Here is a 14069-nt window from a genome sequence, read left to right on the forward strand (position 1 = left end):
ATCACCTCTTATTCGCAGATAAACGCCATTAATTCACTCATTGAACCTTCGCCTTCAGCAGCATTTAATGCGTATTTAGCATCAGAACAATCACCATAAACCTTGTCGAAATTTTCTTTTTGTCGATTAAGCTGATCAATAGACGCTTTAAGATAATCCACGTCTTGCATAATGGGTTTTAAAAATGCGGCGGATAACGAACGGGGTTGTTGATCACCAATTTCGGCCAACACGTAATTAGCATAACCGTGGGAACCAAAACTGTTTTGCTTACCCTTTGGCGCAACTTTAATGGCGGCTTCGGTTAATGCTTGCAGCGCTTTATTGGCAAGTTCGGTATCGCCATTTAGATTATTTAAAAGTTCGGTTTTATTGATGCAAATATAGGTGTAAAAAAGACCCGCAGCAAAACCGGTTTCACCCAAGTGTGAAGAACCCGCATCGGCCTTGTATTGGTCAAAATCGTCAACGGCGGTAAAAAAGTCGCTTTCGATGGTAACACCATGCACGGTTAAGGCGTGAGCAACCTGCGCAGCGGCCTCTACGTTATATTCTGGTTTTGAGGCAAGCATGCGGCCAAATAATGCGATATCAACAGCGGTTTCGTCTTTGCGCAATAATTTCAGCTGTTCTTCGCTGGGCGCTGTACCGGATTCTGCAATTTCAGCTACTAAGGCATCAATTTTTTGCTGTTCCGCCGGGCTAATGTGTACCAGCTGCTCAATTTCTAAACCTTCAAGCGGTTTTTCTTTGTCTTCTTTTTTAAGCTTGCCAAATTCACCGGCAATAGCTTGGGCGAATTTTATCGCTTTTTTCTCATCAAGACCTTTTGCGCACAAGTCTTCATACGCTTTAACACCGAGCTTTTTAGTCCGTGTGCCCACGTGGCCCGCCATCGCGCTTTCAAAAATTTCTGATGTGCGCCAATGACGTTTTAAACTCTGTGAAGAAATACGCAAGCGATCAACGCCGCCCATTTTCGCGGTTTTAGGTCGCCCTAAATCGTCTCGGTTTAAGTTAGCCGGTGGGTAGTGCGTTAATAAATGTAATTGAAGGAAATTTTTCATAATAATCTCGAATTCTGTTTACTGGTTAAAAATAGTATTTATTAAACTTGATAGTATTTGGTTGCCATTTGAAACTTAAACTGATCAGACACATTCGTTTTATATGATGATTTGTATTCTTTGTACCAACTGCTAATGCAGTTACACACATCTTTTACCGACACATCACCCTTTAAAAAATGAATAGCGGTCGCCACGCGACGGAAAAACTCATCTTCGTCGCGGCTTCGCAATAATTGTTGAAAACGAATTTCAGAATATTGTTTTTCGCCATGACCTAGGGATTGCGCAAACGGCGCTTTGCTTTCTGGATTTAGCCTAGCAACAAGCCCTGCCACAATCGCTAGTAACAGCAATTTATTTTCGGTAAATTTTTCAGTGCCATACAATTCCGGTTTAATAGCTTTTAAATAATTTAAAAATCGATAAAACGCCGGAGAGTTAATTACTTCAACTGAATTAGAAGCTCTACGCAACTGAGCACGATCACCGCGGGAATATTCTAAACTCTTTCGCCAGGTTACAATAAAGTTAACTTCTAATTCACTTAAACTGGTTGGGTTTATTTTCATACTAGCTGTCACCTTCTTCGTTCAGTATGTAGCTATTGAAATCGTCCATAATTTTTTTATTGCCTAGCTTTTTGCTTAGATTAGATCTACCAAAAGCAATATTTTTAAGATTATTTTCATCGACTGGATAATCGAGAGTTTTATGATCAAAAATCGAAAACGCCGTACTTCTTAGAGTATAAATCCAACGCTCAAATACCGTTTTAGGAATGCTGTTGGCTAATTGGTCGTATTTAGACACTTCGATAATTTGTTTAAAAAACACATCTTCGGTTGCTAACCAAAATTGATCGTCCACAAATTTTGTATCAGAGTTTGCTTGCTTTAAGGCATCTTTTAAAGCTTTTAAAACAAACTGTGCTTTTTTAACGTAGGCCTCGACTAAATCGATAAACGACGATTGATCCGCATAGATTAAATCGGTATTGATGCCCACCACCGGCATTTGGTTTTCATACCAACAGCGAGCCTTCATGTTGTCCATATCGTAACCAAAACACCAAAGGCCAAAACTTTTAGCAATATCGGGGCACTCTTCTTTTAAAAGGTCCACACGTTCGCCGGAATAAAACACATTCACAACCTTGGCAGGTAAGGTATCGCCGTTTTCATAGGTAAAATTTAAGGTTAACCAATCGCGATAACCTACACCGCCGGGTTGGCCTTTTATACTTAAGGTTGGTTTTTTACCCGTAGAGTCTTCACGGTGTGGTGTCAGTGGATGAATCCATTCACCGTCGTAATTAATGCCGTAATTTTTGGTGCGATATTCGCTAATCAATTGCTGGGAATGCTTACCGCATAAATCGCAATCACCTTCGTGCATAGAATTTAAATTAATCCGAATACGTCGCGGCATCCCCCAATACATTTGTAGCGGATGCACCTCCGTTATGTACGTGCCTGCGCCTTTTTTTTCAGAGGTGTTGGTGGGCTTTAACCACGGAAACACATCTGCGTAATCATCGGGTTCGTTATTTTCGGTTAAAATATTTAACCAAATTTTTTGCCAAAGCGTGGCTTTTGGATCATGGGGCATTACCAAAGTAGTTAACGGGCCGCCGCCGCGCATACTGGTGCGATGCCCAGCACCACCTGCTGGCGCGTTGGTTTGCAGGGTGTATAAGGCCGCCGATAAACATTCTGGACAAATGGCATTAACCTGATTGCGCTTAACGAAATGATCAAGATTAAATTTTATCGTTTGGGCACCCGGCGCTTCAATTAATAACGCAGACACAGATTTTGTTTCTGCTTCGGGCAAATCAAAATCTTGTAGAAAAGCGATTTTTTCCGAAAACAACTCAAAATAATCAATGTAATTTGCGAACGCTTGATTAACATCATCAATGGGTGGTGGCGATTCATACCATTTCGACCAGTCATCATTATCCTCTGGCGCAAAAAAAGTTTGGAATAAACCAATTAATAATTGATACAAACCGCCTTTAAAATCGGGGCGACAGCTGTTTAAATCAAGAACAGGATTTTCGGTCTCAACTAATTGCGCGGGTGTAATGACGTCTAAATCACCATTGGTGCGAATTACATTTAACCAAGGAGTAGTAATTAAATTCACATGTCAGCTCCGTCTGGGTTGTTTTTATTTATAAATTAGTGCAACACCAAACCAACCAATACCAGTTTTAGTGCCTGCAATTATTTACAGCTTGAACAGAATTAATTCAGTGAACTGAATTTTTAAAAACACACTTTACGTAAGTAAAGAACGGAAATAAAAAAATAGGGTTTCTATAAAAATAGATAACAGAAGTAAGATTTATTTTTTTGAATAAAAATCAGAAAAATAAAGAAACTAATACACTGAAAAACACAAATGAAATACTAATAATAGCCAACGACTTTAACGCAGAAACAGTATTAGGCTTAGGATCAATTTTGTGTAAATAGTGCAGCAGAGTTATCAATTGTTTTATCAACCTCAGCTCCAATTAAATATGTTTTGAACACCCAGAGATAATAATGTGGTAGCATAAGCGCTGTCAAACATAATTTAGTTACACTGAAATTGATACTCATGTCTTCTGTTTTTAATATTTACCTAGCGAATAAATTAAAATACTTATACATATTGCATCATTTATAACCTAGAGATATATTTATCGCCATTCTCTACGGGTAGTAGAGCTAAACCGACATGAGTATCAAGCTCGGTTATCCATGTCGGATTGTTCCCCGCCTACGCGGGGATTTTGATCAACTTTCAGCCATCCACCCTGTCTCGGCGCTATATCTGGCATCAACCAACCACACTTCAAGCCATTTTAATGATTTAACTGCTTGTTTTAACTCGAAAATGGTGTTTCTCGTTTTTTCGTCCAACGTGTTTTGTGCTTGGTGCCATTGTTTTTGCGGTACTTTTATTATGCTCAGCGCCCAAGCGTGTTGTTCGCCTTTGGCGTAAGGGACGAGCTGGCCGTCTTCTAGGGTTGCTAGGGCGACTTCTACGGTTTCTTGTTCGGTAAGTCGTGAGGCAAAGTCTGCTTCGTCGTACCAACCACCATTGGTTGCGGAGTAGCCATCGGTAATCTTTAGCACCGCGTTACGGGCAATGCTGGATTTTGCTAGGTCATCTCCAACTGATATCTCGGTTGCTTTTACCAGTGCTCCAGGGATTTGTTCGCAGTTGTCACCGTAAACGCTTTCGACCAGTAAGCGTGCATCGTTGGGCATGGTAAATTGGCCTTTATCGCTAAGTATTTTTGCGGTTAACCATTGTTGGCCAATATTTTTATAAACGTAGGAATTGCTAGGCAATAAGGTTTCTAACCAATTCTGATGGCTTGCCGATTCTAGCTCTGGCGTTAGCACGGTTAATGTCGGTGCCGAACGTTGTTCTTGTTCAGCAGGATTACCGTGTTGATCGCGAACATGGCGCTGTAAGCGCCCCGCCCTTTGAATAATTAAATCCATGGGTGCGAGATCGGTTATCATATAATCGAAATCAAGGTCGAGGCTTTGTTCCACCACCTGAGTGGCGACAAGTATTTGTTTTTTTCGGCCGTTAAATTCCGATTTATTGTTGAATTTATCGAGTACTTTTTCTTCAATGGATCGGCGATCTAACAATGCGTAACGGCTGTGAAAGAGCGTAATTTCGGCGTCTTGTAGATCAGGATGATTTTTTAATTCTTGATAGGTTTTTTGCGCCAGCGCAACAGTGTTGCGAATCCAACAAATACATTGGTTATTGTTTACCGCGTTAGTTATCAACTCTATTGCGCGCTGTTCATTATGGATTAAATTCACTTTCACGGTACGCTCAACATTGGCGCGAGTAGCGACTTTTACTTCTCTAAAATAATTGTCAGTTACATTCTCAATGGTTTGTAACGCGGTTTGAGTAAACCATGGAAAGCTGTAGAGTGTTGCGTCGCTTTTAACTTTTTCCATTTTTTTTAAATTATTTTTTGCTCTTAAACCGTTAATAAAGGCGTTGTTGTATTTATCTCGTTGATTGTTGGGCAAGGTGGCAGATAATAAAATTACGCAACCACCGGTATTGGCGTGATATTCAATTAACCTTTCTAGAATTTCCGTCATGTAGGCGTCGTAGGCGTGCACTTCGTCGATAATTAATATTTTTCGGTGTAACCCTAATAATCGCAAAGCTTGATGGCGAGCCGGCAATACACCCAGCATGGCTTGATCAATCGTGCCCACGCCCACTTCGGCCATTAACGCTTTTTTGCGACTGTCGGCAAACCAAGCATTGCAGTAATTACTGGCGGAGGTTTCGTCGGTAATGTAATCGCTGTCTTGCTGTTGCTCAGATAACATAATTGCATCGGAAAAATCTTGATTTTGGCCACTGGCGCCGTGTGCCAATACTAACGATGGCCGTTCAGATTCGTCATACAAGGCGCGATAGCTTTTCGCCAATCGTTTATACATAGAATTTGCGGTCGCCATGGTTGGTAAACCTACATAAATACCATCGGCGAGGTTTTTTGCCATGAGTCGATGCGCCAAGATCATCGCGGCTTCGGTTTTGCCAGCACCGGTCACGTCTTCTAAAATAAATAATTGTGGGCTATTTAATAGTTCAACTTGAGCGGCTTTTGCTTGTAAAGGCGTTGGGGTTTTAATGTAATCAAATTGTTGGGTAATGCTGGTAAACGATTTTTTCTTTTTAAAAGTAAACGCTGGGGAATTTAACGCTTTCTTGGCTTGAGGCAAGGCGACGTTCTGCCAATAATATTCTAAATTTATTTTTTCAGGTTCTAGATTTTCAAAGTTTTTGTATTGGAAAAATTCAGGATTCGAACCAATCCAATCTGCCAGCACACTGATGCCTGCTAACATCCAAGAGGCTTTTTTGATTTTATTTTCTTTTACTTTGGGATGAGTTGATGAATCTAACTGAAATAACTCGACGCAATCTTGCGTAAATTCCGTGGCCGCTTGAATATCTTGATCGCTGGCGTAGGTGTGAATATTTCTACTTTTCTCATCTCGTTGATCGACGGGTTTACCGTGGTGACCTACCGTAATGTTTAACCAACGACAGTTTTTAGTCGATAGCCACTCATTGTCGATTTTTTTAAGTAAATTATTGATTTCTTTAAGTAACAGGTAACCCAAAGCATCGTGGCGTAGACCATAGGAATACGGCTTAGGCTCTTGAACTAACCGATCAGACAATCCAGCACATTGCTGCTGAAAGCCTGAGCAGAATTTACCCAAATCGTGCAAAGCCAAACAGAAGCTAAACCAATTCTGCAACCACTCGCCGTCTACCTCTAATTGCTGCGCTAACACCGTATTGTAGGGTTTGCTGAGTGATAGCAACTCGTACCCCACAGCGGCAACGTCTAGCGAGTGGAATGCGAGTAGATGGTAACTGGCTGGCGTCGAGTCGTTGTTTTTGAGGTTGTTTTTGGCACTGGTTTTTCCCCAGTAGCGAAAATACTGTTTATACATGTCAAGCTAGCTCCCGAACAATTTAAGATGCATAGGAATGTATACGAGGAATAATTTCGAGATCAATAACTGGTTATATACACATGTAGGATTTTCGGATAGGACTTGGTTTGCAGTGTCCAAGTTTTACTTATCATTCTAAAAAAAAGCCTTCAATTAAGAAGGCTATTAAACAGCTAAATTACGAGTATTCGCCCCAACCATCATCATTTTCAATATCGAATTTTTCTTTAAGAATACCGTCTTTGGGCCAATCAATAGGAGCAAAAGTTTCGCTTAATTTTGGGGTCGCAACACCTTGCAAGGCGAGTTCACGTTGTTTTTTTGCGTCTTCGGAAAGCTCAACTTTAATGCTACCAATAATTTGCTCACGAAGTTCAATAAATGGTTGGGGGTTTATCCATTTGTCGATGTTCATATCATTACTTACATTAATATTCTTACGTATATTGAAAACAAATTTTATAATCATTCTATTACTTATTGGTATCAACACATAAGTTGTTCGGTAGCCTGTATGATCATCATTATCTTCGGCTACATCAAACTGAACTCCAGTTACATTTTCACCAAAATTTAATACTTGCCAATTTACCGGCGCCTGGTAAAGCCAACGATAGGGCTCATCAATCTCGTATCGGTCATGATGCTCACAATAAAAATCATGAAGGTAATCCGATATTGTGCTCTCAAAGAAAATTGGGTGAAAAAAAGAGGTTTCTTTTAACTGCGTTGGCAAGAGCATAACGTTGCCGTAGCACCCAAGCATACCGACCCCACCCATAAAGTTATGTCCGTAAAAATCCCAAATTCGAGATACAAATTTATAGACCTTCCATTCCGACTTACTGGAATCCCAGTAATCAAAATGCTCATCTGACAAATTTAATTGCCGTTTTGATGTAAATGGACCTGCGCGTAACGATGTTCTATGGCGAGGTACTTTTAAACTAATCATTGTTCCATTTATCGAGATGTCTATACGAGGAGCTCTAGAAAAATTAGGCCCTTTTGGCGTGGTCGGTTCATCTTGAGATTTAAATTTATAAGGAACATAAAACATTAGAACTTACTCTTAATTTTACGCGCTAATCGTGGTGCCCAAGCTTCCTCCATGACACTTAACATTCACAAAGAAAAAAGCCTTCAATTAAGAAGGCTATTAAAAAGCTAAATTACGAGTATTCGCCCCAACCATCATCATTTTCAATATCGAATTTTTCTTTAAGAATACCGTCTTTGGGCCAATCAATAGGAGCAAAAGTTTCGCTTAATTTCGGATTCTCAACATCTTGCAAAGCAAGTTCACGTTGTTTTTTGGCGTCTTCGGAAAGCTCAACTTTAATGCTACCGATAATTTGCTCGCGAAGATCTATAAATGGTTGGGGGTTTATCCATTCATCTTTTTTTATATCATTAACAACATTAATATTTTTTTCTACATCAAAATAAAATTTCAAAATAAAATTATTGCTCACTGGTATAAAAATATAAGTTCTTTGATAGCCTGTAGAATCATCATTATCTTTGACTACATCAAACTGAACTCCATTTACATCTTCACCAAAATTTAATACCTGCCAATTTACCGGCGCCTGGTAAAGCCAACGATAAGGCTCATCAATCTCGAATCGGTCATGATGCTCACAATAAAAATCGTGCAAATAATCTAATATCGTATTCTCAAAGAAAGTAGGATGAAAAAAAGAAGTTCCTTCAATTTGAGTAGGCAAATACATAAAGTGACCAACCAACCCAAGATTACCGACGCCACCCATAAAGTTATGTCCGTAAAAATCCCAAATTCGGGATAAAAATTTATACACCTTCCATTCCGATATACCTGAATCGTAGTAGTCAAAATGACTATCTGACAAATTTAATTGCCGTTTTGATGTAAATGGACCTGCGCGTAACGATGTTCTATGGCGAGGTACTTTTAAACTAATCATTGTTCCATTTATCGAGATATCTATACGAGGAGCTCTAGAAAAATTTGGCCCTTTTGGCGTGGTCGGTTCATCTTGAGATTTAAATTTATAGGGTACATAAAACATTAGAACTTGCTCTTAATTTTACGGGCTAAACGTGGCGCCCAAGCTTCTGTGAGTTTTTTACCTAATGGATATGCCGCGGAGGCCGCTGCCATGGAAGCAATAACCAGTGGTGAGAAAGAAAAGTCACCTTGAGTAGAAACACTAATACCTAAAGCAGCTAAGCAAGCCCCGGCACTGGTGGCTATGGTTGCCCCGGCGCCGCGAGCACCGGTTGCGGCCTCGGCTACATCGGCACCCAATTTAAGAATGGTGTGCTCTGGGTCTTGCCGATAACGATTCACTGCCGCGACAAATTGACCACCACCAATAGCACCCGAACCGAACAATTGATTGATATTAAGCAGATTAACCCCACTACTGATTTTGCGATCAACCATAAATTTCATTTTTAAGGCGTAGTTTTCAGCCATTTTTTGATTCGTTGTCATACCATGGAAAAATATATGGTGTTTACATTTATCAAAAGTAACACCTTTATCATCCAAAATCTTAAGTGCTTGAGCAAGAATGCCAGAACCACCAGCTTCTGATACCCATGACATACCTTCTATTTCTTTAGTAGCGAGCATAGTATCCGCCAACATTTTGGAAGATTCCCTCAAACTTTTATCGGAATCAACGTTGTAGGCTTGAGTCCAATGTTTAAAACCACCGATGGATTTGTCGCCGGGGGTGAAATGCATAAAGAAACCATGTGTTTTCATATCCATTTCACTCGCTAGAGAGGAAGATTTTAGTGCATCAGCAGATTCAGCTGCTGACTCTGCCGGTGACTTACGTGAGTCAGAGACGACCACCTTAGTCAACCTACTTCTTTTTAAAGTAGTGTTTGTTTTTGATTTCGCGTCCACGTACCATGGTGATCTCTTTGAAGCATTATATTTGACCTTAACAAGACTAGGCTTCTCAAAACTCTTTTGTAAATCCAAATAGGTATCATCAATCTTCAGCTGAAAGATAATATAACTGCCATCTTTCTTTTTAAGAACCGAGGCTCTAACCCCGGGAAGAACTAATGTTAATACGGTGGCTTTTTTGACGCTAACATCAACATAAACACTGTTTTTAAAGTGACCGCTATTGAGGGATTTTAATTCACGAATGGCGTTTACCGCCCAAGACTCATTACGATCTGCGCATATTTTTAAGCCTGTAAACGCGTTTATGAGTTGTTTATTGTTCGGGCTGAGATTAACCGGTTTACCCACTCCATTTTTACCAGCAATTAACATTGTTTGCTCTCCAGAATTTATTTTCTTTTTTCGATAACAAATAGGGTGTTAAAAACAGGCTTTAGTATCTCAGCGTTTTTTTGATTTTTTACTTACAACCAACCAGATTGCTATAAAATTTTCCATTTTGTGAACGCGTTCTTGCTAAAAATTTGATTCTATTTAACTGCCTTAAACGTTACTCTGACAAGAAATAAACCAAAGTATTAAACACAAGTGGTTTCCTTCCGTTTGCGGGACTAATCACTGTAATTGTGGGAGTACTGATTGTTTCTTAGATTGGCAGTGCTCTCTTTACTATTAAAGGCCCTGACACCTCTTTAATTGTTGTTGCGTTGGGCGCTGTATTGGCGTTAGACGGCGGTGATATGAGCAGTGGATATCATCAGTTGGTGCTGGCGTTGGTGGGTTCTATCGAATCAACCTTGAGCGTTGTTGCCGCTGATCCCGTTGTTGCCGCTGATGCCATCAAAGAATACAAACACCCTTCGGATTTAAATCGCGATCTATTTGCTGTTGCGGTTGGCAATACGATTGCGGCGTTTTTGGGTGGATTACCTATGATTTCTGAAATTGTGCGCAGCAAAGCCAATGTTGACGCCGGAGCGCAAAGTCATAGAGCCAACTTCTTCCATGGCGTATTCTTATTGTTGTATGTGGCGGTGCTAACCGATCTTATTCAGTTGATTCCGCTGTCTGCCCTTGCTGCGATGTTGATTGTGACGGGTTTACGCTTGGCTTCGCTAAAAGAAGTGTTGCATGCCAATGAAATTGGTAAAGATCAGCTGTTCTTATTCTCGTTGACGGTAGTGGTGACCCTATTAACCGACTTATTAATGGGTGTGGCCGCAGGACTTATCGCCAAAGTGGTTTTTCATGGCATTCGCGGCGTTGGCCCAATTGCACTGTTTAAAAGCCATATTTCCAGTAAGAAACAAGGTAACATTTGGGTGATTAGTATTTCTGGTAACGCTGCATTCACAAGCTTGCTTAAATTGAAAAAAACGGTAGCAGCAATTCCTGATAAAGATATTTTGGTTCAAGTAGATGTATCTCACGCAAAATTAGTAGACCACACTTTCTTAAGTGGACTGGACGTAGTCTTTAGTGTTCGACCAGACTTAAAAATGGACATTGTGGGCATGGATACAATGCGTGCAGTTAGCGACCATCCTCTTGCGGTACGTATGAAGGTATAGCTTTATGACAGTCATGAATTCAACACTCGGGGAAGCGTCAATTGAAAGTTTGGCCGCCGAAGATCTTGTTCACGAATTAATAGACAAGGTAGCGCATTATCTTCCCGAACAGGCTCCTATTCATGCGTTTGTGCATCATAACCCGTTACACACCTTTGAGCATTTGAGCTTTAAAGATGCCGTGCGTGAAGCCGGTAATCGTTTTCAAGCACATTCGTTTATGAGTGAAATGTATTATCGTACCGCGGTCAATAACGGCCGCATTTTACCTGACGATATTAGTGCGGTTTTAGAGTCTGAAGTCGATAATCTCGATGCTGTTATTTTCTCGGGCGGTCCTACCAGACGTGATTATTTAGTTTGGCGCTTAACAACCTTGTTCGATGTTCCTTCATCAAGCTCGGTGCGTTGGTGGCTGCACGAACACAGCAGTTTAGATAAACCTCATGCTTTGTACGCAAGTGCCGCGACTCTGGCGAGCTCTACCATATATTGCAAAGCCTCGAAGATTCCTGAAAAAGGCAGTTTAAAGCAACTGTGGCTGTATTTAGCAGAAGTGGTAAAACCCGAACACAAAACCGTGACTTACCCCCGTGCTCGCGATTTTTATCTGGCTCGCACCGGTATTGATACCGATTCTTGGGTACATCCTCTGCTGGTTAAGCTTGCGTCAGCGTTTGTTGATCAAGGCGTATCGAATCATGCCTTACCGTTGCGCGGGCAAGGTTTTCTCGCGGCGTTCCAGGCGTACATGCTTACGCCTGTGTTACAAGAAGGTTGGCTGAAATCGGTTAAACAACAATGCAAGAAACAAATTGACAACAATTGGAGCAGCGCCCAGACCGTTATTCATCTTTTAGAAACAATGGCTGTTCCCAAAGAACACTGGGAACAGACTATTTTTGAGACCTTGCACTCATTGCGCGGTTGGGCGGGCATGTTCCGCCAATTTGAGTGTCATCCCGATAAGTTACCGATCAATCCTGTTCCGGGTAAACTCATCGACTTTTTAGCCGTGCAACTAACGCTTGATTTAGCGGCAGCCTACAAAGCCGAGCGTGAAAGCACCGTTACTATGGCCGATTACCAAACAACGTGGACGACACCCGAAACGGTTACCGATAGCAAAATCTCTTTGGTCTACGAAGCTTTTGTCAGTGCGCAGGCTTTTACTTTTTTACCGGCGTTGTTTGCCGATAAAACAAAAGCGTCTGCGTGGCTCGCTGAGCATGAGCGTTTTAATCACTTTGAGCGCTCTTACCTGTTGCACCTCGCATTTGAACGCCATCACCGCAACCACATTTTAAATGCATTAACGGAGCATCAAAAACCGTTGATGGCGACCGACGCTTGTGCCGACAAATCCTGTGACCATGGTTCAAAAGCTGTACCTAAAGTTCAGGCGGTGTTCTGTATGGATGACCGAGAAGAATCGACTCGTCGCCATCTGGAAGAAATTTTACCCGAAGCTGAAACCTATGGTTGCCCCGGATTTTTTGGCGTGGTGATGCAATACAAAGGTTTCGATGATGTTCACTCGCGACCACTGTGCCCCGTTACAGCAACGCCTCAGCATTTTGTCGAAGAGGTAGCAATTGACAACGAAAAAAACTATCGCTCGAAACGATTGCGTCAGGGCCAATGGCTTAAATTTTTGCAACGCAGTCGTTTAAAGTTATTGAGCAGCAGTATTTGGACCGTTGCCATGGGTGGTTTACATGTGGCATCGCTGTTAAGCCATACCTTGTTTCCTAGTTTCTCTCACAATCTATTGCATCGTATTACCGGCCATCATCACGACCGACCCAAAACCACGCTTAAGCTGTTTCGTGAAGATGATGATAAAGGCAATATTAATGATCAACGTAATGCTGCCGGACTCTTGCCCGGATTCACGCTTCAAGAAGCCACTGACATCGTTGAAAAGCTGCTGCGCACCATGGGACTTACCAAACATTTTGCGCCGTTAATTACGATTATTGGTCATGGTTCATCGAGCATGAATAACCCCCACGAAGCCGCCTACGACTGCGGTGCAACCGGTGGTGGCCGCGGCGGCCCTAATGCGCGAGCGTTTGCAATGATGGCGAATCATCCAACGGTGCGCGCTAATCTAAAGCAGCGTGGTCTTGATATTCCCGACACAACCCACGTTGTTGGTGGTTACCACAACACCGCAGACGATACGCTAACCTTTTACGAGCTAGAAACCGTTGCCACCCATTTGCGAGACCAGTTGGAATCCATGGAGGACGCGCTGCTCGACGCCTGTGCTCACAGTGCCCACGAGCGTTGTCGTCGCTTTAACGACGCACCCGCCAATATCACTGTGCAACAAGCTTTAAAAGTCGTGCAACGTCACTCCACCGATTTAGCGCAGCCGCGACCCGAGTACGGTCATTCAACCAACGCTGTTTGTATTATTGGACGTCGTGAGAAAACGCGAAATCTGTACATGGATCGTCGTGCCTTTTTAATTTCCTACGATCCCGAACAAGATTCAGACGGCACTATCGTGGCGAATATTTTACAAGCCGCAGGCCCCGTGGGTGCAGGCATTAATTTGGAATATTATTTCAGCGTTACCGATCCGGTTGTATACGGTTGCGGCACAAAGCTGCCACATAATATCGCCGGATTAGTGGGCGTCATGAACGGTCACTCCTCCGATTTAAGAACAGGTTTAACCTGGCAGATGGTAGAGATTCACGAGCCGGTTAGATTATTAACCATCGTTGAGGCAACACCTGAGCGCTTACTTGAAATTGCCGATAAATATCCAATGATTGGACGTTTAGTTGGCAATGGCTGGATTCAACTGATTTCTTGGCATCCTCAAACTGGCGAGTTATTTCATTTTTATAAAGGTAAATTTGTACCACACACAGTGACCGCCACGGGTTTCCCCGTAATTGATCGCTCCGAATCTTTCTTCCGAGGTGTTTCAGACCACCTTGGTTGTGCCCATATTGTTAGTCAAAACCCGAAAGGGATTTAA

The 14069-nt window shown here is 41.8% G+C and carries 9 protein-coding genes; 2 read left to right on the plus strand and 7 right to left on the minus strand.

Annotated elements, in window-relative coordinates; all coding sequences use genetic code 11:
• Positions 1–8: 8 nt before the first annotated feature.
• The 7 genes from cas7e to ACYQ2C_RS09105 form a co-directional block, all read right to left on the minus strand.
• Positions 9–1067: a type I-E CRISPR-associated protein Cas7/Cse4/CasC gene (gene cas7e, locus ACYQ2C_RS09075; RefSeq protein ID WP_460101891.1), complete on the minus strand. Its 1059-nt coding sequence runs from the start codon at positions 1065–1067 to the stop codon at positions 9–11.
• Between the two features lie 41 nt (positions 1068–1108).
• A complete protein-coding gene (casB, locus tag ACYQ2C_RS09080) occupies positions 1109–1639 on the minus strand; it encodes a type I-E CRISPR-associated protein Cse2/CasB (RefSeq protein WP_460101889.1) in 531 nt (176 codons plus the stop codon).
• 1 nt (position 1640) lies between these two features.
• Entirely contained in the window at positions 1641–3218 is a 1578-nt protein-coding gene (casA, locus tag ACYQ2C_RS09085; protein WP_460101887.1) for a type I-E CRISPR-associated protein Cse1/CasA, read from the minus strand.
• 638 nt (positions 3219–3856) lie between these two features.
• Entirely contained in the window at positions 3857–6583 is a 2727-nt protein-coding gene (cas3, locus tag ACYQ2C_RS09090) for a CRISPR-associated helicase Cas3' (protein WP_460101885.1), read from the minus strand.
• A 181-nt stretch (positions 6584–6764) separates the two neighbouring features.
• On the minus strand, positions 6765–7646 hold the full coding sequence (locus tag ACYQ2C_RS09095; RefSeq protein ID WP_460101884.1) for a hypothetical protein: 882 nt from the start codon (positions 7644–7646) through the stop codon (positions 6765–6767).
• Positions 7647–7758: 112 nt separating this feature from the next.
• Positions 7759–8640, minus strand: a complete 882-nt coding sequence (locus ACYQ2C_RS09100; protein ID WP_460101882.1) for a hypothetical protein — start codon at positions 8638–8640, stop codon at positions 7759–7761.
• Positions 8640–9872, minus strand: coding sequence for a hypothetical protein (locus ACYQ2C_RS09105; RefSeq protein WP_460101880.1), 1233 nt, complete (start codon positions 9870–9872; stop codon positions 8640–8642). The genes ACYQ2C_RS09100 and ACYQ2C_RS09105 overlap by 1 nt, the downstream gene beginning before the upstream one ends.
• Positions 9873–10240: 368 nt before the next feature.
• Here ACYQ2C_RS09105 and ACYQ2C_RS09110 point away from each other — a divergent pair, with 368 nt between their 5' ends.
• Positions 10241–11071 carry a SulP family inorganic anion transporter gene (locus ACYQ2C_RS09110; RefSeq protein WP_460101878.1) on the plus strand — a complete coding sequence of 277 codons (831 nt, stop codon included), beginning with the start codon at positions 10241–10243 and terminating at the stop codon, positions 11069–11071.
• A 4-nt stretch (positions 11072–11075) separates the two neighbouring features.
• Positions 11076–14069: a DUF2309 domain-containing protein gene (locus tag ACYQ2C_RS09115; protein WP_460101876.1), complete on the plus strand. Its 2994-nt coding sequence runs from the start codon at positions 11076–11078 to the stop codon at positions 14067–14069.

It is taken from the genome of Sessilibacter sp. MAH3, assembly GCF_054658275.1.